Source organism: Bacillus pfraonensis (genome assembly GCF_050768835.1).
Taxonomy (GTDB): domain Bacteria; phylum Bacillota; class Bacilli; order Bacillales; family Bacillaceae_G; genus Bacillus_A; species Bacillus_A pfraonensis.
The window spans coordinates 1-26,561 of record NZ_JAHCDO010000020.1 but is presented as its reverse complement, the minus strand read 5'-3'; the positions used below and the strand labels follow the sequence as shown (position 1 = coordinate 26,561).

The following is a 26,561-nucleotide window of genomic DNA, read 5'->3' as shown; positions in this document are numbered from 1 at the left end:
CTAGATGAGGAGGAATCCATATTTAAAGTAATGTTTAAATATGGTCAAAGAGTTACAGGTTGCTCTGACAACAATTTCATAAGTATAATTTAAAGAATTAACCAATGCAACATACTGTTATATTGCTTAAGAGGGGTTATTTGGATGAGTAAATTACAAAGCTTAATGCAGGAAGAAAAAGAAGCTTTAAAAGTATTTTTATTACTATTTTATATTATTTTATTTGTATATGACATTGTATATATCCTGCAATGAACATAAACGAGGCACAAGTCGGATGGCCAGAGGGTGGACTAGGATTTTGGATATATATTTTTGTAAGTTTATTATTTCCGACTTCCATGTATCTTCAAAAGATAGGGCATACATATGCTGTTAAATATTTATTTTTAATGGGCTATATGCTAATTGATGTTATCAATAATGTAATGATTTATTTAAAAGCAGATCGCGTATTTGAAAATGGAAATATGGTAGAAATATTTCTAATACTTTTCGCACCGGTCTTTGTCAATAAAAAATATTTTTATTTAGTTGCTTTCAGCGTAATTGGGAAGTATACGTTTTTTACTTTATTGTTAAAAGATATAAAAGTTATTATCCCCTTAGTACTGTGTATTTTCTTTTTCATTATTTCCAACTCTTTATTAAAGAGGTTTCAGTCGTATGTTCGTACAGTTGTGACAGTGCTCAAAGATAGGGAAAAAACAGAAAATCTTGTGTTGATTGGAAAAATGTCTACAGCAATTGGGCATGAAATTCGAAACCCGCTAACAGCTTTAAAAGGATTTACTCAAATTCAAAAAGAACGCAATCCAACCGATGCTGTTAGTTACGATATTATGCTACAAGAAATTGAGAGAATCAATGGGTTTGTTAGCGAGTTAATGCTACTTGGAAAGCCAAGACCAACAACTTATCAATTGTGTGATATGCAAAAGATTTTGTTATATGTTGTTCAATTAATGGAAAGTTATGCAATGCAGTATGATGTAAAAATCGATATACAGGTAGATGAAGACTTACCTGATATAAATGGTGACGAAAAACAATTAAAGCAAGTAGTATTAAATCTTGTGAAAAACGGAATTGAATCTATGATGGATGGCGGAAGCTTAAAGGTTTATGCATCTAAAACAATTGACCAAAAAATTTGTATTTTCATTCAGGATGAAGGATGCGGTATGGATAGTGAAAAAATAGATAAACTTGGAAAAGCTGTTTATACAACAAAGGAGAATGGAACGGGTCTTGGCTTAATTATTACACACAAAATTATTGCAGAACATCGAGGGGATATCAAATTTGAAAGTGATATTTGTGAAGGGACAAAAGTAGAAATAACATTGCCAACTATATCGAAATTAGAAACAAGAGCACTTTTCTGAAAAGTGCTCTTGTTGTGTAAATATAAACATTTTATAAAAAGATTCGAGAATGCTTTTTTTTATAAAACACTTAGTTTATAATGGAGAAAAATATCGGTATGCAGCTTCTTGCTCATATAACGGTTTGTAGTTTTTTGTTTTACGTGAACTAAAAAGAGGGGTGCATACGCATCCTTTTTTCTATGCAGATATTATGAAAGAGGTGGTATGATGGAATTAACATTAAATTCGACTGTATGTTTACACAACATTCAATTTCGAAAAGAGCAAAAGAATTATATTGTAAAAGATACAATTACAGGCGAAAAATATGAAATGCCGCCACTTTGTATTGATGCACTTGCAATGATGCGTGACGGCTTTTTATTAGGAGAGATCGAAGAGAAATTAAAGGAAGAATATCCAAAAGAAGAAGTAAACATTCTAGAATTTACGAGGCAATTGTTAGAACTAGAGCTTGTTGAAATGGTTGACGGAGAAGAAATCATTTGTACGAAAAAGAAAGATAAAGACTATTTTGCATGGGTTCGTCCTCGAATTGAACAATTTTTCTTTCATTTAAATCGAAAATACCGAAGCAGAGATCAATGATGATCTCTGCTTTTTTATTGCAAGAACGAAAATAGATATTCACCCAACTAAGGATTCCAGCATATGGTAACTTATGTAAGTAGACTGCTATAAAGTGAAACTTTAATCAGTGGGGGTTTTCTTCATCCCCCACTGATTATTAGTTGAACCAATCGGGCTTTTACGGGCAGTTGATCTCCCACCTAACTTCTTTGCCTTCGCTGAATTTTAAGGTGGGAGTCTTACTGCCCGTTAATGCGGGGTAAAGGAGTGAGGGCAGTGACAGGAAAGATTTTAAATTATTATGCTGGAGGAAATACAGCGAGAGGTTTTTATAGCTTATATGAGGAAAATGTAAGTGGATTGGAAAGGCTTTTTATTTTGAAAGGTGGTCCAGGAACGGGGAAATCCTCACTGATGAAAGCAATTGGGCGTGAGTGGGGTGGAAGAGGATATGATATTGAGCTTTTGCATTGTTCTTCTGATAATAAATCCATCGATGGTGTTATTATCCCAAAATTAAAAGTAGGAATTGTAGATGGAACAGCACCACATATCATTGAACCAAAAACACCTGGAGTTGTAGAAGAATATGTAAACTTAGGTGTTGCATGGGATTCCGAGAAATTACGAAAACATAAAGATGAAATTACACGGTATATTTCAGAAGCAAGTGGCGCATTTCAATCAGCATATGCTTGTTTCAAAGAAGCATTAGCTATACATGATGATTGGGAAAGAATTTATATTGATAATATTGATTTTCAAAAAGCGAATGAATTAACAAATCAGCTTATACAAAAGTTATTTGCAGATAACAAAGGAAAACAAGCGGTTGTAAAGCACCGCTTCTTGGGGGCAGCAACACCAAAAGGTGCGGTTGATTTTGTTCCAAATTTAACAGAAGGTATTCCGCATCGCTATTTTATAAAAGGACGCCCAGGGTCAGGGAAATCGACGATGTTAAAAAAATTAGCAGCTGCAGCAGAAGAAAAAGGCTTTGAAGTTGAAGTGTATCATTGTGGCTTTGATCCAAATAGCCTTGATATGATTATTGTAAGAGAATTAGGTTTTGCAATCTTTGACAGCACTGCACCGCATGAATACTTTCCTGAACGAGAAGGTGATGAGATTATTGATATGTACGATCTCATTGTTACTCCGGGAACGGATGAGAAATACGCTACAGAAATTCGCGATGTTTCCATTCAATATAAAACAAAAATGAGTGAAGCGATGTCTTTTTTAGCGAAAGCAAAAGCAGTTCGAGATAAATTGGAAAGAATTTATATTACTGCGATGGATTTTACAAAAGTAGATGCTTATAAAGATGAAATACAGAGTGAATTTGAGCGAATTGCTAAATTTGTTGGCAAGCAGCAAAAATGAAGTGATTGTAGAGCTGTCGGGAAGGACCTGACAGCTTTCTGAGAAATTTATTATTTTACATACGAAAGAGTTACAGAATTTGTGAGCGGGAAAGCTCACACGCTTTAGCTGTGGGAGTGGTCAACGATATATCGATGTTAAAATTAGAATAACACTTCAATAATAAGTAGATTATATTTGTCGAATTTCCAGGGAAATGATCAAAAAATGAGGATGATACATATGAGAGATAAAATTCAATTGGAATTAGAGAGAATTGAGAAAGAAAATAATGTGAAAATTTTATTTGCTGTCGAATCCGGAAGCCGTGCATGGGGATTCCCGTCGAAAGATAGTGATTACGATGTTAGATTTGTATACATTCATCCGGTAGATTGGTATTTATCCATAAATGAAAAGCGTGATGTTATTGAGTATCCAATTAGTGATGTTTTAGATATAAGTGGTTGGGATATTAGAAAAGCACTGCAACTATTTGCGAAATCAAATCCAGCATTATTAGAATGGATCCGTTCTCCGATCTTTTATTCTAAGAACTCGGATCTCCCAGAACGTCTACAGAAAATGAGCGAAAGCGATTTTGATCCAAAAGCAACGATTTATCACTACTTACATATGGCTTCAAAAAACTATCGTGAATTTTTACAAGGAGAGCGTGTGAAGTTGAAAAAGTACTTCTACGTATTGCGCCCTATTTTAGCTTGTAAATGGTTAGAAGAGAAAGGGATATTACCGCCTGTAGAATTTGAACGATTCATTAATGAATTGTCGCTAGAACAAAAGCTTTTAAATGAAATTGAAGATTTGCTAGTAAAGAAAAAAGCGGGTGTTGAGCTGGATGCTGGTCCAAAAAATATAGTATTAAATGAATTTTTGGAGGAGCAGATAAAGTATTACCAGGAATATGTGAAGGGGATTGAAAAAGGAAGGGGCATTGAAGTTGAGAAGTTGAATGATTTGTTTCGAGATATGTTATTTGAAATAGAGCACCAGTAGATTGGTGCTCGGTTTGTTTTAGCTAGCTTTACTTTGTTGAGGAATAAAGAAAATAGCGATGGCTGCAATAAGTCCAGCGATTGCAAATAAGTAAAAGTTCCATACTTGATCATATTGTAGAGTCATTAATATTCCTACAATAATTGTGCCAGCCTCTGCAGGAGACAGGGCCCAGCTTTTATCTTCTAGAAGTAATGGTAAAGCGGCACCGTAAATACCTAGATCATAGCCAACAGATGAAAACGACAATTTTTGTAATAGAGTTTGAAAAGTTTGTTTTTGTGGATTCTAGATGAGATGGAGAAGATGGTTGCATAGTATACACCTCTTTTAAATAGATTAATATACTAATTTATTAAAAATTAACATTATCCTTCAATTGTCGAATTTTATCGGTGTTTAAATAGTTGCCCCATAAAAAGAGCAATGTCTTTCTATGGGGCAAATTTAGTTTAAGGGAACTTATTCTCCATCAACCCGTTTCAGTGGTTTCTCTGCCGGCCCCTCAATTACATCTCCTTCGATTGAAAAGCGGGAGCCATGACAAGGACAATCCCACGTACAATCACCGCTATTCCATTCAACTTCACAACCGAGGTGCGTACAGGTTGTATCGACAATATGTAGTTTTCCTTCATCATCTTTATAAGCACCTGCCCGTTTTCCGTTTACTCTTACAACGGAACCTTCACCGTTTTCAAGGTCTTCTGGTTTACGAAGTACAAATTCTAACTTGCCTTCAATTAAATGTTTTGCTACATCAAGGTTTTGGGAAACGAATGTTTTTATATCTGGATCTGAATGGAATCGTGATGGAGCAAAGAGATCTTTGTAAGGGCTCTTTGTTTTTGTAATCGCAGCTGTTAATATTTGGGCTGCAGCGGTGCTTGTTGTCATACCCCATTTTCGATAACCAGTTGCAACAAATATGTTTGGATTATTTTCATTAATATGGCCAATGTAAGGAACTTTATCTAAAGTAGTTAAATCTTGTGTTGACCATCTGTATGAAATCTCGTGTATTCCAAATGTTTCTTCTGCGAAAGAGTATAGTGCTTCATAATGAAGCATTGTATTGATTCCTTGTCCCGTTTTATGGTTTTCACCGCCGACAAGAATGAGTTTTTCCCCATTCATTGTTGTATAACGTAAGGAACGTGTAGGATTATCAATGCTTAAATACATACCTCCAGGATAATCTTTTTTTGCTTTTATAGCTAAAACGTAGGAACGTTCTGCATACATTCTTGTAAAGAAAAAGCTGGGGTCATAGAAAGGGAAATGGGAACTCGAGACAACATATCCACATGTAATACGATGTCCATCTTTTGTAATAACTTGTGGATATGAACCTTTCTCAATATCAATTGCAGTCGTTTGCTCATAGATTGTTCCGCCCGCTTCAACAAACTGATCTACCAGATTTTTTAAATAATGAAGAGGGTGAAACTGTGCTTGGTTTTTCATAACAAGCGCTGCCTGAACTGAGATAGGAATTGGAATGGAATCTACATAGTCACAAGGAATATTTAGCTTTTTATAAGCTTCGTATTCTTTTGTTAATTTGTGTAATCCGTCGTTGCAAGTTGTGTATAAGTAGGCATCTTCTTCAGTAAAGTCACAGTCGATGTTATTTGTTTGGATTGTTTCTTTAATAAATTGTAACGCTTTTTCATTTGCCTCATAGTATAGACGAGCTTGATCAGCTCCAAAATGATGAATCAACTCATCATAAATCAGGTCGTGTTGTGCAGTAATCTTTGCAGTCGTATGGCCTGTCGTTCCATTTAAAATGTTTCCGGAATCGATTAAAACAACTTTCATACCCTTTTTTGAAAGTAAATAAGCGGTTGTGATGCCTGTAATTCCAGCACCGATAATTGCAACTTCAGTTCTTATATTTTCTGCTAGTTTAGGAAAAGTAGGGAGTGAAGTAGAATCACGCCAGTATGGTTCTGGAAATCGGGGAAATGAATCGTTTGTCATCATATATTCCTCCTGTTTTAAAACAATTTACTACTTAATTTTTCCAATTTATATGAAATTCATGTAAAGTATTTTCTATTTAGAAGCAGAAAATAATATAAAGCGAACAGAAGGTAATTATAAATATTTATAAAACGAAAAATTATATTAGTATAATAAAAATCGCATGTTTCGTCATAAGGGTATTTTAAATGACAGTTAATTCTATAAAGAATTATTTCTGTTCGTATATAAGCTATTCTTGAATAAAACTAATTTTCTTATATGTGAAAGCATTGATATATATAATGGATAAAGGCTTATAAAATCTATGTTTTTTCTTTGGTAAAATAAAATATTATTATAAAAATATAACCACATTTTATTACTAGGTCATAAAAGTTATTGACAATACAGAAAGTCTATTGATATGATTCATCATGTGGAAAGGTTGATAAAGAGTAAAAAGAGAAATGTTTTTCATTAATAATAAAAGCAAAAATGAGTGACAATAGAGTGAGTATGATTTATGTATATAAATGCTTTTTATAATTACCTAGTTTTATCAATCTGGAAACAAGAATTGATTTATGCAAGTTGCGTAAGCGCGGCATAAGAAAGGGGCAAAAGGATGAAGGAGCTTCATACGTTTGGATGGTATGCAGCACGTGTATCGCCGCATTTGCCAAAAAAAGCATTTAAACCAGTTCCAACTCGTTTGTTTGGTGGACTGGCTTATTTACTTGTGGCGGTAGCTGGATTAATAACGATTGGTTTATTCGATTTAAATGTGTGGGCAAATCTCGGGATTGCAATTGTTCTCGGATTATGTTTTGCTTCACTTGGATTTTTAGGACATGAAATTTTGCACGGGACGGTTGTAAGAAAAGCTTGGCTTCGTGATTTCTTAGGGGCGATTGCATTTATGCCGTTGTCTACAGGACCGAAATTATGGAGAAAGTGGCATAATGCAACGCATCATGTTCATACGCAGCATGAAGAACATGATCCTGATGCGTGGCCAACGCTTGAAAAGATGAAGAAGAGTAAATTTTTAAGATGGGTGTATCGTATGCCCCTTCATGTACGTTCTTTCTTTAGTTTTCTGTCACTAACAATTCAATTTACAATACATTCAACTCGGATGTTCTTTCATTTTATAAAAGAATTTAAGTCATCGAATCAACGATCTGTATGGCTTCAACTTCTTTTGCCATGGACAGTATGGATTAGCTTACTATTTATTATGGGGCCTGCAAAGTGGCTGTTTGCTTATGTGATTCCGTTACTAATTGCAAACTTTATTGTAATGGCATATATTGCAACCAACCATCGTTTAAACCCAATTGTTCCTGTGAATGATCCACTAGCTAACTGTTTATCTGTAACAGTGCCGCGCTGGGTTGACGTTTTACATTTTAATTTCTCATATCATACGGAACATCATCTGTTTCCTGCTATGAGTTCAAAATATTATCCGTTAGTAAAAGAGAAGATTAAAGAAATGTGGCCGGAGCGTTATCATGAAATGCCGATGACAAAAGCATTAGCAGCGCTTTGGAACACGCCTCGTGTGTACTACCAAGGTAGTGAATTAGTTGATCCTCATAAGGAACATTTCTATGGTTCTCTAGGGAATGGACTAGATCCTGAGAATATTTCATATCGTGAGGAGCATATAGAGGAGCAAGAAACGATCAAAAAAGTGAATCCATGATTTTTGATGAATCATTTAGAAACCTCCAACTACAAAAGCAAGCTACCAAAGAGTAGCTTGCTTTTCTTTTTTAAAGAGAGACCGCCTTTTCTTTCTCTTTATTTACTTGTAAAGAATTACTTTGTTTACGCTGAAGTCTTTTCTCTAAGAGGTTTACGAGATAGGTAAATAAAAGTACGAGTGCAAGATAGTATATCCCAACAATAATATATGTTTCTAATTGTTGGAAGTTACCAGCAGCTATAGAGAGGCCGGAGCCCCATAATTCTGACATACCTACATAGGCAACAAGTGAAGAATCTTTTAATCCGATAATAAATTGGTTTCCTAGGGGCGGAATAGAGAAACGAAATGCTTGTGGTAATATAATACGCCGCATAGCGAGCGGATAAGACATTCCAAGAGAGCGTGCAGCTTCTAATTGCCCTCGATCGACAGATTGAATAGACCCGCGGAAAATTTCTGTAATATACGCCCCGTTATGAATAGCCAAAGCGATTGCACCAGCCCAAAAAGGTGTGAAGACAATAACAGATGTAATACCAAAGTAAAGAATTGCGATTTGTACGATTAACGGTGTACCACGGATAATAGCGATGTAAACATGAGCGATATTATTTAATACTTTATTATTAGAGATACGAAAGAAGGCAAATAGTAATCCAATTAATGAACCAAGTAGTAAGGAAGTTAATGTTAATTGTAATGTTATGACAACAGCCTTTAGAAGGGTAGGATACGTAGATGTGAAAATTTCAATCATTCGAGTCACCTCAATATAGAATTTATTTTCAGAAATAGATACAAATGCCCCACAGCTGAGGTGGGGCATCGCTTATGGGGTAAAAAATGATTTGTTCTTTAGAAGAAGTAAATCGTTTTATTTTATCTTTTCCTCTTCTCCAAGAATGTTTCGTCCAAACCATTTTTTACTGATTTTTTCATATGTGCCATCTTTAATGATTTCATCTAATGCCTTGTTTACCTTCTTCACCATTTCTTTATCATCTTTGCGAATTGCAATTCCCATTTCATCAAGATTCAATGGTTTGCCAGCTTCTTTTACATTCGACTTACCTTCTTTAATCATACGAAGACCAACCATTTGATCAGTAATAACTGCATCTACTCGGCCTGGTTCTAAATCCATAAGAGCAGTAATATCACTGTCATATTCTGTGATTTGATCTGTTTGTTTTGCAACTAGTGTTTTAAAGGTACTTGCTTTTACAACACCAACTTTTTTCCCCTTTAAGTCTTCTGCGGAAGAAATACTATCATTCTTTTTAGCTACGAAAATTTGAGCGCCAGAACGGTAATATGGGTTTGAAAAATTAACAGCCTTTAGTCGATCCTCTGTAATTGCCATACTTCCTAATATGACGTCATATTTTTTTGCTTTTAGACCTTGAATTAATGTTTCCCAAGGATTTGTAACTGGAACAGGCTTCATTCCCATTTTTTTTGCGAGTGCTTCACCAATCTCAACATCAAAACCAACTAACTTCCCGTCATTTTCTTTAAAGTTAAATGGTTTATATAAGCCGCTCATTGCATAGCGAAATTCCTTCTCGCCACCACCCGAAGTCGTACTACTTTCCTTACTACAGGCTCCAAGTAGGAATGATGCACATAGTGTAATAGCTGCAACAACAGTAAATATTTTCTTTCTCACAAAACCCCTCCTAGATATTTATCTTTTACATACGGACAATCATGCCACGTTTCAAAGTACTATGAGAGTTTTTCTATTGGGAGATAAGCTGTCCGTATGAGATTAAAATATTTTTATAAAATGTTTCGTAAAAACTGTTTTGCTCTCTCATTTGACGGCGCTGAAAAAAACTGTTCTGGTGGCGCATCTTCTACAATTTGTCCATTATCCATGAAGATGACGCGATCTGCTACATCTCGTGCAAAACTCATTTCATGGGTGACGATGACCATTGTCATTCCTTCGCCAGCTAGCTCCTTCATAACTTGGAGTACTTCTCCAACAAGTTCAGGGTCAAGAGCTGATGTAGGTTCGTCAAATAGCATGATTTTTGGATTCATCGCAAGTGCGCGTGCGATTGCAACACGTTGCTTTTGTCCACCAGATAAAAGGTGAGGTGTTACATTTGCTTTGTCTTGTAATCCGACCTTTTTTAATAAATCGTTTCCAATTTCTCTCGCTTTTGTTTTGTCTATTTTTTTTACATGAATAGGTGCTTCTACGATGTTTTCTAATGAGGTCATATGTGGAAAGAGGTTAAAGTGTTGAAATACCATTCCAACATTTTCGCGGATTTTGTTTAAGTTTGTACTTTTAGGATCAATTCGTTCCCCTTGTAAGTGAATTTCACCTTCATCGTACATTTCTAAAAAGTTAAGGCAACGAAGTAAAGTGCTTTTTCCAGAACCACTTGCGCCAATTAAAACAACAACTTCTTTTTCTTTTACTTCTAAATTGATACCTTTTAAAACGTCTAATGAACCAAACGATTTTACTAAATTTTGAACTTGAATCATACCAACCCCCCAGTCAAAATTGTCTTTTACAAATGTTGCCCCTTATTTTTGTTATTAGTCATGAAGTGTCAAAACCCTTTATTTTTTGCCAAAAACATTGTTTTGGTATAGATTACGTGAGAAATATTTTCTTGATTTTTATGATTAGTAAGGGAGGCCTCTTATTTGAAAAGGGATTCAATTTCCTAGATTTTTGAGAGTGAAGAATCCAATTAAAAGTCATTTGTGTTTTATCCCGCATTAACGGGCAGTAAGATCCCTACCTTAAGATTCAGAGCGAAACAAGGAAGATAGGTAGGAAATCAACTACCCGTAAAAGCCCGATTGGTGAGAGCTAACCATAAGTGGGGGATGAAGCCCCCACTTATGGAAGTTTCACTTTATGTAAGGAAGAACAGAATGACATTCTGCCTAATCTAAATGGGGATATTTCAAGATTATTGAGAAGCTTATTTTAGAAATTTGAAAGGTGGAATGCTTTGTGGAAACTTAAAAACATTGAATGGATCGTATTTTGTTTTTACTGCCCGTAATTTGGAAAAGTTTGTCCCATAGTAAGTGCGCTGCCAGTCTTTAATATCAATATCAGGCCAATTGACACAGTCGCCTAATGTATATGGCGACATAGCGTTTTGCAAATTTTTAATCCATTGTATATTTTCTTCTTCCTCTTCATCACATTCCCAAGATGAAATATATTCTTGGGCAATAATTGCTTTTCGGTGAAAATAAGCTGTTTCATTTGGAGAGATATCTTCTACAGCTCCTACAAGTGATTGGTGCCAAACGCTAGCTGAAGGGTTGGGAGCATGACTAAGAAAATGTTTTAGAACTTGAATTCCTCTAAGAGGAATTGGTTTATATACATAGGAACCAGAGCGTTTGAAATTTTCAGGGATATTACCACTATTAAAGAATTGAACAGCTTCTATATAAGGAACTTTATCGATAAAAAGGGTAGGGGATCCTACATGGAGTAGAGGAGATAATAAGTCAAGAAGAACAGAAGGGGGACCAACAAATTCGCCTTTTACTTCAATTTCATTTCGCTGTTTAGAAAATAACTCAATAGATGAAGTAAGGTGCTCATCTACATAAGGCGCCCAGCTTTGCCAAGCCTGAAATGCGCTAATAAAGTCTTCCCATTCCCAAGTGACCGAAAAAATAGAGACATTTTGAATGGGATGAACACGAAATGTTAATGATGTAACTATTCCGAAGTTTCCACCACCTCCACCATGGCATGCCCAAAATAAATCAGGGTTCTTCATTTTGCTGGCACGAATGAGTCTCGCTCCTTTTTTACCGGATGCTTGCACCATCTCTACCTCTAATAGTTGATCACAGGTTAATCCGAATAGGCGTGATAGCATACCAATACCGCCACCAAGTGTTAACCCAACAACTCCTACGCTGGCACTTGTTCCAGCTGGGAGTGTTACGCCGTATTTCCAAAGTTTTCTATAAACAGTGCCAAGATTTGCACCAGCTTCAATGGTTGCGGTTAAACGATCTTGAGAGACTGTAATTCTGTTCATTTCACTTCACTTACATCGATAACAAGACCATCGTTTAATAGTGAAAAATTTTCATAACTATGGCGACCACTCCGTACACGAAATGGTATATGACGTTCTCTAGCCCACTTTAAGGCATTGCATACATCTTTTTTATTTTGACAGAAGACAATTATGTAAGGAAGCTTTGGAATACTTAAATTTAAGTTTATTCGGGCTATATCGTATTCTGGGTCTGTTGGAGTTACGATACGACCGGTTAGTTTTGTTTGACTCAAAATAGAGCTCCTTTCTTTTATAGAACATTTTATTACTATTGTATGAGAAAGCTTGTTTAGGAGTGATTACCAGCATTCGCAGCTGATTAAGGTGTATAGTTTGCGAAAGAAGGAGTAGCAAATTGAAATTTGGCAAGGATTCTATTAAAAAGGTAGAAACAGTGTAACTTGTTCAAAGTGATAGTATTTGGTAGGTTCTTTTCGTAATGGTGTTGAAAAGAAATCTTTTACCTAGTATATTAGTATATGTGATTTTAAAATAGAAATTTTTGGCACACTATTCGAAAGGGTAGGTCGCAAAGCTTAGAGTCTAAGGTGATAAATTACTGTTACTAAGATTGTCGGGTTGCAATATTAATTGCAACCCGACAATCTTTTTATTTTGCGGAATTGTCAAAAAATAACACGCAGACAGTATGCACTCGCATTCGTCTTTACCTGAAAGGGGGTGATATTCAACAACAGCAAGGATATCTAAACTGAAAAAATATTAATGGAGGGGCGTGAGTATGAAGAATAAGCAGATTAGTATATTTGTCATTTGTTTAATGCTAATGCAAATCATTGCACAGCCGTTTATACATATGGTAGAAGCTGCAACATATGACAAAGAAGCGAATGTCAGTTTAAAGCTCTCAGTAGAGGGCGGAGATGGTTCGCAAAAAGATGTAGACAAAGATTTTGTATATCAACTTGATTTAAGTACATTCGGATTAGAGGGTGGACATAAAGATGCAAAAATTATTGTTAAACTACCACCTGAAGTCGAATATGTAAGACATGGGAAGATTAGTGGTACGGATGCGATATATGATAAAGAAACGCATTCGGTCATTTATACATTTAAAGATTTTCTTCCAAATGGAGATTCTAAAGCGGTTCCTATTACAGTTAAGTTTCCGAAAGGAACAAAAGATGGAACGACAGCTACAGCTGTAGCAGATTTTGTATCTGATCAAGGAGGAAAAACTTCTAATAATGTAACTGTTGTAGCACATGAAAAAGAAGTCCCACCTGAACCACCTAAGAAACCAGAATGGAATATAGGTAAGACTCCTAATAAGTGGACAATTAAGCCAGGAGAAGAAGTCGAATATACAATTCGAGCTAAACATGTTAGTGGTCCAACGACGCTAGATTCTCTTTCAATCAAAGATCTGTTACCGAAGGAAGCACAATTTATTTCGGCGAGTGATAACGGAAAATATGATGCAAATTCACATACCGTAACATGGGATTTGAAGAATGTAGAAGGCGAAAAGGCTGTTACAGTTAAGGTGAAGTTTCCGGAAGAAAATTTTGGTGAAAATCAAAGTAAATCAATTCCAAATAGGGTTGAAGCGAAGCTGAAGCCAAAAGGTGAAGAGGAACTGACAAAACAAACACATGCATATGTTACAGTTTCAAATAAAGAAACAAAACCTCCTGTTATTCCACCAGATCAAGCTTTTTCAAATTTAGTAAAGGCTGCTCAAAAGCCTGAATACAGTAAAAATGAAGAAATTGCTTTTACACTGTATAACATTAAAAATCAATATTCTAAGGAAATAGATAATTTTGTTCTTCAAGATGATCGCTTTGATGAACAACTACGTTTTACGAGAATGCACACTGGTGTATTCTTAGGTGTAAGTGAATATAAGCTTTTATATAAAACAAAAAACAATCCAGAGTGGAAAGAATGGAAAGTCATTCGTAACAATAGAGGAGAGTGGCTAGATGTTTCCTCTTTATCCTTAGCTGAAGGCGACAAAGTAACTGGAATTCGATATGAATTTGGTAAAGTACCTGCGAATTTTGCTATAAGTTCTGGAGTTTGGTTGTACTTTAAAGTGGATGATCCCAATTTTAAAGAAGGCATTTTAAAAAATACAGCACATATTTCATATGATATCGATGGAAAGCAGTACCAAAAAGATGCTACCGCACAAGTGACAGTAAAAGAAAATCCGGAATCAAAAGTTACATTTAAGAAAAAAGCATTAACAAAGCCAGGAGAAAAGTACATCAAGGGTGATATAGTTGAATTTGAATTAACTGGTAACGCAGATTGGCAGTCTGCTCCTTTCAAACAACCGATCATTGTAGATTGGCTACCAAAAGGTTTGGAGTATGTTCCTGGTTCTGAGCAGTATACACTTGCCAAAGGTGGTTGGGATAAGAAGTCATATGATGCTGCAAAAGTAAAGGTAGAAACAATAGCAAACTATAAAGAAAAGGGAAGAACTCTCTTAAGATGGAATTTTCCTGAGTTGGATATGTCATCAGGTGATGCGATAACTGTGAAATTTAAAGTGAAGGTAAATAACTTTGCAATGGCAGGTAAGTATTACAACAAAGCAGGTCTGATGTCTAATGTATCAAAGATTAAATCTGCGAATGAGTGGCAGCAAAAAACATTAAAAGATGAAAATGATCTGGATGGTGATGGAGATGTTACCGATCCAATCATTGAAAGTGAAGATGCTATAGAAATTGAAGAAGAACAATCTTTAAAATCAATTAAATATGTAAAAGGTGAATTAGATAAGGATTGGAAAGGTTTACCAGAAGTTGCAACGACGGTACCAGGTGGAGAAGTAAAATACCGCTTGAAAATTGAAAATGGTGGAACTGTAGCAGTAAGAAATGGTGTCTTAATTGATATATTCCCGGCAGAGGGTGATCAATCAGTTTTACAAACAAAGAATCATGTTCAAGAACGTGGTAGTAAATGGACTCCATATTTAACTTCACCAATTCAACTTACCGAAGGCGACTTTATTAAAATTTATTATACGACTGCATCAAATCCGAAACGTGATGATTTGATACAAGATAATGATGTTTTCGTGAATCCAAAGGGAGCCAACGACCCTAACTGGTCTTTAGAGCCACCATCAGATTTAACAAAAGTAACTGCTGTTAAGTTTGAATTTGATAAGAATAAACTTGTATACCCTGGAGAAGAAGCGATACTAGAATGGTCAATGCGTGCGCCAGTTGATATAGATGATTCTACTGGAATTGCATGGAATTCGTTTGGATATAGTGCAATAAATGACGTAACTGGAAAATGGATTCAACCAGCAGAGCCAAACCGAGTTGGTGTACAGTTAAAAGCTTCGAAAAAGAGTTCATTAGGAGATTACGTTTGGCTAGATAAAAACAAAGACGGAATCCAAAATGACGGAAACACTGGTATGAACGGTGTAGTCGTAGAGTTACTAGATAAAGATGGAAAAGTCATTAGTATGACGAGAACTGGTAATGACAAAAAAGGAAATCCGGGTTACTACAAATTCGTAAATTTAGATCCAGGTGAATATCAAGTTAGATTTAAAATGCCAGATGGATATAAGTGGACGCAAAAGAATGCTGGAAATGATGAAAAAAGCGATTCTAACGTTGATAAAGATGGATACTCAGAAATTATCAAACTTGGTGAAGATGAACACAATATGACAATCGATGCTGGGCTAGTTGAAGATACAGTTGATGCTGGAGAGTTAGAAGTTACGAAAGTAGAAAAAGGTAGTAACAATCCGTTAGAAGGTGCTGTTTTCGAAGTTCGGGGTAAAGGTGATCAGGTCATCCAAACAATCACATCGGGCGAAGATGGAAAAGCTAGAGCAACTGATTTACCAATCGGTGAATATAAGTTAGTTGAAGTCACAGCTCCAGAAGGTTATAAACTAGACGGTAAATCATATGATTTCGAAATAACGAAAGACACAAAAACGCCGATTGAGATAACCGTTGAAAACGAATTGTTAGAAAAAGGCGTAATTGAACTTACGAAGGTTGATGCGAAAAATGTCAATCTGAAATTGAAAAATGCTGTATTCCAAATTTTGGATAAAGATGGAAAAGAAGTTGGGAAATTAACGACAGATGAAAATGGTAAGGCAATTTCTGACCAATTAGTATTTGGAAAGTACACGATTAAAGAAATACAAGCTCCAGATGGCTATATGCTTTTAAGAGATCCAATTGAAATAGAGGTCAGATCATCAGTACAAAAAATAACGATAGAAAATACGAAGAGTGAATGGGTAATTCCGGACACTGGTGGAATAGGGACCACTATTTTCTATCTTCTCGGTACGATACTTATGGTAATCACGGTATTTTTATTTTTCTGTAAAAGAAGCAGTAACTAATAGAGTTAAAAATTAATAGAGAAGGAGATAATAAATATGAAAAAGATTTTTAGTATGCTTTTAATGTTTGTATTAACATTTGCAACATTACCGAGCATGTTCGCAAATGCAGCAGCTCCAGAGAAAGGTTCTTTAACAATTCATAAGTACGAACAAGAAAAAGGTGCAGCAACAGGTGAAGGAACTGGTGAAGCGGGTCAAACAATTCCAGGAGATGCTAAGGCACTAGAAGGTGTAACGTTTGAAATTAAACAAATCAAATCTTTTGAAAAGATTACAAAAGATGGAGAGATTGTAAAAGAAGCTGTAAAAGATGTTGCAGATGCAAAAGCGATTACAAAAACAACAGGTAAAGATGGACAAGCTGCATTTACAGATCTTCCTTTAGGTCGTTATGAAGTAAAAGAAATTGCTGGTCCAGCTCATGTTAACTTAAATAAAAACACATATTATGTTGATATTCCAATGACAGCGAAAGACGGTAAAGAATTGAACTATGATGTTCATATGTACCCAAAGAATGAAACAAAACGTGGTGCAGTAGAATTAATCAAAACAGGTGCGAAAGATAAAGTATTAAAAGGCGTAGAATTTACTTTATATCATGAAGATAACACAGTAGTTGAAAATGGAGAAGGTTTAAAAACTGGCGATGATGGTGCAATTCGTGTAGAAAACTTACCATATGGTAACTACTACTTTAAAGAAACAAAAGCGCTAGATGGATATGTTTTAGATCCAACAAAACATGCGTTTTCAATTAAAGAGTCAGGTACAATTAATGCAGATGGTACAATTAAGTCTGGTGTAGTAGTGCCAGTAACAGTGAAAAACTATGAAGAACCAACGATTGACAAAAAGATTAATAATGATCTAGAATTTTTACCGATTAATCCGTTAAAAGATTACAATTATGATATTAAAACGTTGATCCCAGAGGATATTAAAGATTATAAGAATTATGTTGTAACAGATACTTTAGATAATCGATTAGTGATTCAAGGTAAGCCAGTTGTGAAAATTGACGGTGTAGAAATAGATTCAAGTGTGGTAGAAGTAGTTGTAGAAGGACAAAAAGTAACAGCTACTGTAAAAGATTTCTCAAAATTAAATGGTAAAAAAGAGCTTCATTTACAAATCAAATCACAAATTAAAGAAGAAGTAGCAGCTGGAACAGAAATTCCCAATACAGCAACAATTGATTTTACAAACAACAATGATGTAAGTGGCCACAAGGAATCTAAGCCAGTAATTGTTGTCCCAACAACTGGTAGCATTGCATTAACAAAAGTTGACGGGGCTGATGGTAAAAAACTAGAAGGCGCAGAATTTAAACTACAAGATAAAAATGGAAACACTGTAGTAGTAAATGGTAAAGAAATGACAGGTGTATCAAATAGTGATGGTGTAATTAAATGGGAACAAATTCCATATGGTGAGTATCAAATCGTCGAAACGAAAGCACCAACTTATACAAAAGAAGATGGTACAAAAGCTTCTTATCAAAAATTAAAAGAGCCAATTAATGTAACGATTGATAAAGATAACCAAACAGTGAAATTAACAGTAGAAAACAACAAGAGCGGCTGGATTCTTCCTGCAACAGGTGGTATGGGTACAGTTCTATTCACTGTAGTAGGTCTTGTGTTAATGGCTGTAGCAGCTTTTGTATTCTTTAGAAAAAAACCTGCAAAAAACTAAGGTTATAGAGAAATATAGTGATGTAATGTGAAAAGAGGAGGGCGAGTAGCTCTTCTCTTTTTTGTGTTTTAGCACAATTAAAGAGGTGCTATGAAATGTAATATTATTTTTGGATGTGTTTTTTATTAGGACGTATATTCAACTAATTGTAAGTAATTTGTTAACCAAAAGAGTACGTGTTCTGTGGAATACCATGCATAGAATGGCTTTGACGATTTTGTTCTTGAAATATAGTTAATAACAATAAAACAAGGGTATTGTTTCTAAGAAAAATGTAGATATTTAATGATAGTATGAAAAATTCTCGTTGCAAACTCTCCATATTTTGTTATGATAGTGTTACGAAAACGTTTGCATAAATTTTAAAAAGGATGCAAAAGGAGAGATTATTATGAAGAAAACTTGGTGGAAAGAAGCGGTTGCTTATCAAATTTATCCACGCAGCTTTATGGATTCTAACGGCGACGGTATTGGAGATCTACAAGGTATCATTGCAAAACTCGATTATTTAAAGGATTTAGGAATAGATGTAATTTGGATTTGTCCAATGTATAAATCACCAAATGATGATAATGGATATGATATTAGCGATTATCAAGACATTATGGATGAGTTTGGAACGATGGCTGATTTTGACGAGTTACTAAATGAAGTGCATAAACGTGGTATGAAACTTATTATTGATTTAGTTATTAATCATACGAGCGATGAGCATCCGTGGTTTATTGAATCCCGTTCTTCTAAAGAAAATCCAAAACGTGATTGGTACATTTGGCGTGATGGAAAAGACGGAAAAGAACCGAATAACTGGGAGAGTATTTTTAATGGTTCTGCCTGGGAGTACGATGACGTAACAGATCAATACTTCTTACACATATTCTCACGTAAACAGCCGGATTTAAACTGGGAGAATCCAGAGGTTCGTGAAGCTTTATATGATACTGTAAACTGGTGGTTAGATAAAGGAATTGATGGGTTCCGTGTGGATGCAATCAGTCATATAAAAAAAGAAGAAGGCTTAAAAGATATGCCGAATCCAAAAGGCTTAACATACGTACCTTCTTTTGATAAGCATATGAATGTTGATGGGATTCAGCCGCTTTTAGAAGAGTTAAAAGAAAACACATTTTCTAAATACGATATTATGACTGTTGGAGAAGCAAATGGTGTGAAAATTGAAGATGCTGATCTTTGGGTTGGAGAAGAAAATGGTAAATTCAATATGGTATTTCAGTTTGAACATTTAAGCTTATGGGATGCAGAAAAGAAAAAAGAGCTTGATGTTGTGGAACTGAAACAGGTGTTAACAAAGTGGCAAAAAGGATTAGAAAATAAAGGTTGGAATGCGCTGTATATTGAGAACCATGATAAACCTCGTATCGTTTCTACATGGGGAGATGATGAGCAGTATTGGCGTGAAAGTGCAACAGCTTTAGGAGCGATGTACTTCTTTATGCATGGAACACCATTTATTTATCAAGGGCAAGAGATTGGAATGACAAATGTTCAATTCCCGAATATTGAAGATTATGATGATGTAGCAATTAAGAATTTGTATCGTCAAAAGATTGAAGAAGGCGTGTCGCATCAAGAGATGATGGAAATTATTTGGGCATCTTGCCGCGATAATTCACGCACACCAATGCAATGGAACGATGAAGAAAACGCTGGTTTTACAACTGGTACACCATGGTTTGGTATGAATCCAAATTACAAAGAAATTAATGTTCAAAAGCAGAAAGTAGAGGATGACTCTATTTTTAATTTCTATAAAAAGATGATTGCACTTAAAAAAGAGCATAATGTATTTAATTATGGAACATATGATTTAATCTTAGAGGACGATCCACAAATTTATGCGTATACACGTACGTTAGATGATGAAAAAGTGATTGTTATTAGTAATATTTCAAATGAGGAAGCTGTGTATAATGAGAACTCGTTTGCGTTAGAACGCAAACGTTTGCTTTTAAATAATTATGATGTAGCTGAACATAATGATAGTACTACAATTACGTTAAAACCTTATGAAACAAGGGTTTATCGTATTTCTTAATAAAAAAGGATGCTCTTGTAGCATCTTTTTTTATGAAAAATAATAAATTTATATTGCAATGTGAAAACGCTTTTATTAAAATAGGTTTATGAAAACGTTTGCGTTGGAAAGGTATCGTTTTCATAAGCAAAAAGAAATTATTATCTATATCATTAGGGATTTTATAAATAAAGGGGAGGAAGAAACAGATGAAAATTACGTCTTTTGATTTTTGGCAGAAGTTCGGGAAAGCATTGCTAGTTGTTGTAGCAGTTATGCCAGCAGCGGGCTTAATGATTTCCATTGGTAAGCTAATTGGTATGTCTGCTGGGGATATAAATGCAGTACATACGATTGCTAGAGTAATGGAAGACATTGGTTGGGCAATTATTACAAACCTGCATATTTTATTTGCAGTAGCAATTGGGGGATCATGGGCAAAGGATCGTGCGGGTGGTGCATTTGCAGCGCTGTTAGCATTCGTCTTAACGAATAGAATTACGGGAGCTATATTTGGTGTAAACGCTGAAATGTTAGCGGATTCAAAAGCGAAGGTTTCTTCATTATTAGCAGGAGATTTACTTGTAAAAGATTATTTCACTTCTGTACTTGGTGCACCAGCATTAAACATGGGAGTATTCGTAGGGATTATTACAGGTTTCTTAGGAGCTACTTTATACAATAAATATTATAACTACAATAAATTACCACAAGCATTAGCGTTCTTTAATGGAAAACGATTTGTACCGTTCGTTGTTATCGTTTGGTCTACAATTACTGCGATTGTTTTATCACTTTTATGGCCATTCATTCAAAGTGGACTAAATGAATTTGGTCGCTGGATTGCAGAATCTAAAGATAGTGCACCAGTTGTTGCACCATTCGTATACGGGACATTAGAGCGTTTGCTACTACCATTTGGATTACATCATATGTTAACGATTCCGATGAACTATACAGAGCTTGGCGGAACATATACGATGTTAACAGGATCGAAAATTGGTCAAGTGGTCGCAGGACAAGATCCACTATGGCTTGCATGGATTACAGATTTAAATAACTTGTTAGCAAATGGAGACACAAAAGCTTATAACGATTTATTAAATAATGTCGTACCAGCGCGTTTCAAAGCAGGGCAAGTTATCGGTTCTACAGCTGCATTAATCGGTATTGCATTCGCGATGTACCGTAATGTTGATAAAGAAAAACGTGCAAAATATAAACCAATGTTCTTATCAGCTGCATTAGCAGTATTTTTAACAGGGGTAACGGAACCAATTGAATTTATGTTCATGTTCATTGCACCAGTATTATATGTTGTATATGCAATTACAACTGGACTTGCTTTTGCACTAGCAGATTTGATTAATCTACGCGTTCATGCATTTGGTTTTATCGAGCTAATTACGCGTACACCAATGATGGTGAATGCAGGATTAACAAGAGATTTAATTAACTTTGTTGTTGTATCAGCAGTATTCTTTGGTTTGAACTTTACATTATTCAATTTCTTGATTAAAAAGTTCAATTTACCAACGCCAGGACGTGCAGGTAACTATATTGATAACGAAGATGAATCTTCAGAACAAGCAACAAATGTAAAAGAAGGCGCATTAGCATTAAAGGTTATTGATTTGTTAGGTGGGAAAGATAATATTGCGGACGTAGATGCTTGTATGACACGCTTGCGTGTAACAGTGAAAAATCTAGATGTAGTTGCACCAGAAGCGCAATGGAAGCAAAATGGAGCTTTAGGCCTTATTGTAAAAGATAAAGGTGTTCAAGCAGTATATGGTCCAAAAGCTGATGTATTGAAATCAGACATTCAAGATATGTTAGGTGCATAATAAATGAAATTACTCACTTTAAACTGTCATTCTTGGCAAGAAGAGAACCAAGTAGAAAAAATAAAACATCTTGCTAAGACGATTCAAGAAGAAGATTACGATGTGATTGCCTTACAAGAGGTTAGTCAGTCTATTAAATCTCAAAATGTATGCGGTAACAAGAAAAAGGATAACTTTGGACTTGTATTACTTGCAGAGCTTGAGAAGTTAGGATTAGAAAAGTACACTATTGTTTGGGATTTCTCGCATATTGGTTATGACATATATGAAGAAGGTTCAGCGATTATAACGAAACATCCAATTGAAAAACAAGGTTCTTTCTTTGTCTCAGAAAGTAAGGATACAGCGTATTGGAAAACACGTAAGATTGTTCATGCAACAATTTCTTATCAAGGTAAGAACATAACATTTTATTCTTGTCATCTTGGCTGGTGGAATGATGAGGAAGAATCGTTCCGAGGACAAGTGAATCGTTTAATAGAGTATGTAAATGGAGATGAACTTTCATTCTTAATGGGTGATTTTAATAATAATGCTCGTTTGCAAGGTGAAGGATACGAGTATCTTATGCAAAAAGGATTTTACGACACATATGAGCTAGCTTTGAAAAAAGATGAAGGAACAACTGTACAAGGAAAAATTGCTGGTTGGGATGAAAATAAGCAAAACTTACGAATTGATCTTATTTTAAGTAACAAACCAACAACAGTTATTTCTTCAAAAGTTATTTTCAATGGTGTAAATCGCAATGTTATTTCAGATCATTTCGGAGTAGTAGTTCAATTGGATATATAATATAGAAAGAATCCTCATAGCTATGTAAGCGCTGTGAGGATTTTTTTCTACGAATACAAGTATTTCCAAGATAAAATACTTGTATTTTTTATGACATTTCCTATATATTTGTTATTACTGAATGTAAAACCAATTTGGTCATTTTGTATGAATACTTTATCGACTTCGTTATATAATGAAGTAAGTGAAGTGTTTTGATTGGAAAAATCGTACATTTTCGTTTAATCCACGATGTAGAAAATGATATAATGACAAAATGCATGTATCATTTTCGAAAGAAGGAAAAATATATAGTTAGGTGATAGCTTATATGAAACAAATATGGCGTATTTATAAGACGGACTTACGGAATGTAGCCAAACATTGGGCTGCGATTGTAATTGTATTAGGGCTAATGATTTTACCATCGTTATATGCATGGTTTAACATTAAAGCTTCTTGGGATCCATATGGAAACACAAAAGAAGTTCCGATTGCAGTTTCTAACCAAGATGTTGGATCAAATTTAAGAGGAAAAGATATTAACATCGGGAAAGAAATTGTAGATTCTTTGAAAAAGAATAAAAACCTTGGATGGAAATTCGTTGATGAAAAGCAAGCAATTTATGGAGTAGAGCGCGGAGACTATTATGCAAGTATTACAATTCCTAAAGATTTCTCTGAAAAAATTGCAACAGTAATTAGCGACAATCCACAAAAACCAGAACTAGATTATTATGTGAATGAAAAGGTAAATGCGATTGCACCGAAAATTACAGCAAAAGGTGCATCAGGTATAACCGAAGAAATCAGCAAAAACTTCGTTAAAACAGCAAACGGTGAGATTTTTCAAGTGTTTAATGACCTCGGAATCGATTTAGAAACAAACTTACCAAGCATCGAAAAAGTAAAAGATCTTGTATTCAAGCTAGAAGCACAGTTCCCAGAAATGTATACGCTTGTGGATACAGCGTTAGATGATGCAACTAGAGCACAAGATCTTGTAAAAGTTGCACAAGAGGATCTGCCTGTTGTAGAAAGTGTGATTAATGATGGGCAGGCAACATTGAAAAGTTTAGATGAATTTTTCGCACGAAATGATGAAACGTTAAAGAATGCTCCAGGAACAATTAAGAGAGATTTAACGGTACTGAAAAAAGGTATGGATGGTGCGGCGGCCATAACTGACTTTTTAATGGGGCCAGGAATTAACTTGGATGTTCCAAATCTTTCACAGTTACCTAAACTTCCTGAGTTTCCGGCAATGCCGCAACTACAAATTCCGGAATTAAATACTGAGGGATATAAAAATATTGCAAGCACGATTAATCAAACAGTAAACAGTGTATTGAATTCAGCACGTACAGGAACGGCATATGCGAAAAGTGTAATGGATGGGTTGCAAAATGGAAGTATTGATCCTGAAATAGCCAAGAAAAACATCACAACTGTTTCTAATAATCTCCAAACCCATATAGATAATCTTTCTTCAATCATTACGATGATGTCTACACTTCAGCAAAATGCAACGACTGATTTTGGTAAGAAGTTCTTTGGAGATAGAGTAAATCATTTAACTGCTATTAGAGATAGTCAACAAGATTTAAATAATCGATTTAAACGTCTTAATGAGCTAATTAGTACAGGGCAAGAAGTAAAACAAGATGTGAGAGATGGAATTAACCAAAAGCTAGATGCAACGAATGCTTTAATTGATAAAGCTGAGAAAGACTATAATGAAACGTTTGTAGCGGATTATCAAAAAGCAGTTAGTACTGCCGAAGAAATAGGACGGCTTAAAGATCAAGCTACTAATACAATAAATGAAACATATGAAAAGACAAAGACTGAATATAATAAAGTAAGAGATGGTATTGAAGAGGTTAAAACTAACGCCCAAAAAGCAGTGGAAGATATACAAAATAAAGGTATTAATGGGTTAGATGGAACGAAAGTAGCCTTAAATAGTTTAAACGGTCAATTCCAAGCAGCTTCAAATATGATTGGTGACATGATACCTGTCTTAGAGAATGCCAACAAAGTTTTAGCTGATGTAAATAGCGATAAAAACTTTAATGATCAAATTGCGAAGTTGAAAAAAGCACAAAATGGTCTACAAAAAGGCGTGGAATTAACGGATAAAGGGATTGACGCTATTAATAAAGGACAGCAACCAGCAAAAGATGTTATTGAAAGTATTAATGAAGTATCGAAAAATGTTTCGGCTGAATTAGGTGACATTTTAGCAAGATACGATTCAGAAATCGTTCCGAACTTCAATGCAGCAATTGCTCGTACAAAAGAGATGTCAAAAAATACATCTAAGATTTTAAACGATGCAGATAAAAAGCTTCCAGATGTAAAAAAACTGCTAGAAGATTCATCTAAAGGCTTAGTAGAAGGTAAAAAGAAAGTGGAAGATATTAAAGCTGAAATGCCAGCTACTGAGAAAAAGATTAAAGAATTAGCAGATAAAATTCGCAAGTTTGAATCGGAAGAGGATATAAAAGACATTATCCGATTATTAAAAAATGATGTTGAAAAACAAAGTGACTATTTTGCAAATCCAGTGAATTTAAAAGAAAATAAATTATTTGCGATGCCGAACTATGGTTCTGCGATGTCACCATTCTATACAGTGCTTGCGTTATGGGTAGGGGCATTGTTAATGGTTTCATTATTAACAGTAGAAGTACATGAGCCGGGCGCGAATTATAAGAGCCATGAGATTTACTTTGGACGTTTCTTAACGTTCTTAACGATAGGGCTTATGCAGGCGTTTATCGTATCAATGGGAGATATGTTCTTACTTGGTACGTATGTGGTTAATAAGTTCTGGTTTGTTGTATTCAGTCTATTTATCGGTGCAGTCTTTGTTTGTATTGTATACTCACTCGTTTCTATTTTTGGGAACGTAGGGAAATCGATGGCAATCATTTTACTTGTACTGCAAGTAGCTGGATCAGGCGGAACATTCCCAATTCAAATGACACCAACATTCTTCCAAGCAATTTATCCGTTCTTACCGTTTACGTATGCAATTAGTGCAATTCGTGAAACAGTAGGTGGAATGCTTTGGGATATTGTCTTGCGTGACCTTCTTGTATTAAGTGTCTTTGTCGTAATTATGCTTATTATGGCGTTATTACTGAAAACACCAATTAACAAATCGAGTGAAAAATTTGTTGAGAATGCAAAAGGAAGTAAAATTATTCACTAAAAAAAAGTTCCTACCGAGAGCGGTAGGAACTTTTTTATTTTAATCAAACTTTAATTTTTTTAATGCCTCTGCTAATGCATTATTTAATGGCTCTTCTTCTTTTTGTTGCTGCTTCATATATTTTTGAACGTAGCGCTTATCAGCTTTACTACCAGACTCTTTCTTGCGACGCTCTTGGAATGTAGAAAGTTTTTCGCGATAGCCACATTTACATGCAAAGATTTGTCCAGCTCCTTCACCGCGAAGTTCTAGCTTTTTCTTACATTGCGGGCATCGTGCATTTGTCGTACGGGATACATTTTTACGATGACCACATTCGCGATCTTGGCATACAAGCATTTTTCCCTTTTTCCCATTTACTTCGAGCATTGGTTTACCACAGTCTGGACAAGTTTTCGTTGAAATGTTGTCATGTTTATATTTTTTATCGCTCACTTTAATTTCGGTAACAATTTCTTTCGTATAGCTTTTCATTTCTGAAATGAATACTTCTTTTTTAAATTTTCCTTTT

Annotated in this window: 14 protein-coding genes, 4 pseudogenes and 1 riboswitch; of the genes and pseudogenes, 11 read left to right on the top strand and 7 right to left on the bottom strand. The window is 35.0% G+C overall.

Translation table 11 applies throughout. From position 1 onward, the window contains the following. Positions 1–144: 144 nt before the first annotated feature. The 4 genes and pseudogenes from KFD70_RS19615 (at position 145) to KFD70_RS19600 (ending at position 4,343) form a co-directional block, all read left to right on the top strand. Positions 145–1,388 (top strand): annotated as a pseudogene (locus tag KFD70_RS19615) (ATP-binding protein). Positions 1,389–1,595: 207 nt separating this feature from the next. Beyond that, positions 1,596–1,979: a hypothetical protein gene (locus KFD70_RS19610; RefSeq protein WP_336453241.1), complete on the top strand. Its 384-nt coding sequence runs from the start codon at positions 1,596–1,598 to the stop codon at positions 1,977–1,979. A gap of 258 nt (positions 1,980–2,237) precedes the next feature. After that, positions 2,238–3,347 (top strand): PRK06851 family protein, encoded by a 1,110-nt coding sequence (locus tag KFD70_RS19605; protein ID WP_336453242.1) that lies wholly within the window; start codon positions 2,238–2,240, stop codon positions 3,345–3,347. A 222-nt stretch (positions 3,348–3,569) separates the two neighbouring features. Further along, positions 3,570–4,343 (top strand): nucleotidyltransferase domain-containing protein, encoded by a 774-nt coding sequence (locus KFD70_RS19600; RefSeq protein ID WP_336453243.1) that lies wholly within the window; start codon positions 3,570–3,572, stop codon positions 4,341–4,343. A 141-nt stretch (positions 4,344–4,484) separates the two neighbouring features. Here KFD70_RS19600 and KFD70_RS19595 read toward each other — a convergent pair. Beyond that, positions 4,485–4,659, bottom strand: a pseudogene (locus KFD70_RS19595) (MFS transporter); the annotation flags it as partial. Between the two features lie 146 nt (positions 4,660–4,805). Then, positions 4,806–6,329, bottom strand: coding sequence for an FAD-dependent oxidoreductase (locus KFD70_RS19590; protein ID WP_336453244.1), 1,524 nt, complete (start codon positions 6,327–6,329; stop codon positions 4,806–4,808). A gap of 610 nt (positions 6,330–6,939) precedes the next feature. On the opposite strand from KFD70_RS19590, the gene desB reads away from it, so the two are divergent. Next, positions 6,940–8,025 carry a Delta(10) desaturase DesB gene (desB, locus tag KFD70_RS19585; protein WP_336453245.1) on the top strand — a complete coding sequence of 362 codons (1,086 nt, stop codon included), beginning with the start codon at positions 6,940–6,942 and terminating at the stop codon, positions 8,023–8,025. 70 nt (positions 8,026–8,095) lie between these two features. On the opposite strand, the gene KFD70_RS19580 is transcribed toward desB, so the two are convergent. From KFD70_RS19580 to KFD70_RS19565, 4 genes and pseudogenes are all read right to left on the bottom strand, one after another. Then, the gene (locus KFD70_RS19580; protein WP_336453246.1) at positions 8,096–8,788 is read right to left on the bottom strand and encodes an amino acid ABC transporter permease; all 693 of its coding nucleotides are present in this window, start codon (positions 8,786–8,788) and stop codon (positions 8,096–8,098) included. 117 nt (positions 8,789–8,905) lie between these two features. Continuing rightward, positions 8,906–9,700, bottom strand: coding sequence for an ABC transporter substrate-binding protein (locus KFD70_RS19575; protein WP_336453247.1), 795 nt, complete (start codon positions 9,698–9,700; stop codon positions 8,906–8,908). Between the two features lie 113 nt (positions 9,701–9,813). Then, positions 9,814–10,536, bottom strand: coding sequence for an amino acid ABC transporter ATP-binding protein (locus tag KFD70_RS19570; RefSeq protein ID WP_336453248.1), 723 nt, complete (start codon positions 10,534–10,536; stop codon positions 9,814–9,816). Between the two features lie 449 nt (positions 10,537–10,985). Next, positions 10,986–12,331, bottom strand: a pseudogene (locus KFD70_RS19565) (FAD-binding oxidoreductase). A 261-nt stretch (positions 12,332–12,592) separates the two neighbouring features. Next, positions 12,593–12,685: riboswitch (cyclic di-GMP riboswitch) on the top strand. A 155-nt stretch (positions 12,686–12,840) separates the two neighbouring features. On the opposite strand from KFD70_RS19565, the gene KFD70_RS19560 reads away from it, so the two are divergent. The 6 genes from KFD70_RS19560 to KFD70_RS19535 all read left to right on the top strand — a co-directional run bounded on the left by KFD70_RS19560 (position 12,841) and on the right by KFD70_RS19535 (position 26,050). Next, the gene (locus KFD70_RS19560; RefSeq protein WP_336453249.1) at positions 12,841–16,473 is read left to right on the top strand and encodes a SpaA isopeptide-forming pilin-related protein; all 3,633 of its coding nucleotides are present in this window, start codon (positions 12,841–12,843) and stop codon (positions 16,471–16,473) included. Between the two features lie 36 nt (positions 16,474–16,509). Further along, on the top strand, positions 16,510–18,174 hold the full coding sequence (locus tag KFD70_RS19555; protein WP_336453250.1) for a SpaH/EbpB family LPXTG-anchored major pilin: 1,665 nt from the start codon (positions 16,510–16,512) through the stop codon (positions 18,172–18,174). A gap of 391 nt (positions 18,175–18,565) precedes the next feature. Then, the gene (locus tag KFD70_RS19550) at positions 18,566–20,230 is read left to right on the top strand and encodes a glycoside hydrolase family 13 protein (RefSeq protein ID WP_336453251.1); all 1,665 of its coding nucleotides are present in this window, start codon (positions 18,566–18,568) and stop codon (positions 20,228–20,230) included. A gap of 188 nt (positions 20,231–20,418) precedes the next feature. Beyond that, the gene (locus KFD70_RS19545) at positions 20,419–22,056 is read left to right on the top strand and encodes a PTS transporter subunit IIBC (RefSeq protein ID WP_336453252.1); all 1,638 of its coding nucleotides are present in this window, start codon (positions 20,419–20,421) and stop codon (positions 22,054–22,056) included. A 3-nt stretch (positions 22,057–22,059) separates the two neighbouring features. Next, positions 22,060–22,851 carry an endonuclease/exonuclease/phosphatase family protein gene (locus KFD70_RS19540; RefSeq protein WP_336453253.1) on the top strand — a complete coding sequence of 264 codons (792 nt, stop codon included), beginning with the start codon at positions 22,060–22,062 and terminating at the stop codon, positions 22,849–22,851. A gap of 310 nt (positions 22,852–23,161) precedes the next feature. Further along, positions 23,162–26,050, top strand: a complete 2,889-nt coding sequence (locus KFD70_RS19535; protein ID WP_336453254.1) for a YhgE/Pip domain-containing protein — start codon at positions 23,162–23,164, stop codon at positions 26,048–26,050. A gap of 39 nt (positions 26,051–26,089) precedes the next feature. On the opposite strand, the pseudogene KFD70_RS19530 reads toward KFD70_RS19535, so the two are convergent. Beyond that, positions 26,090–26,561, bottom strand: a pseudogene (locus KFD70_RS19530) (DNA topoisomerase III); the annotation flags it as partial.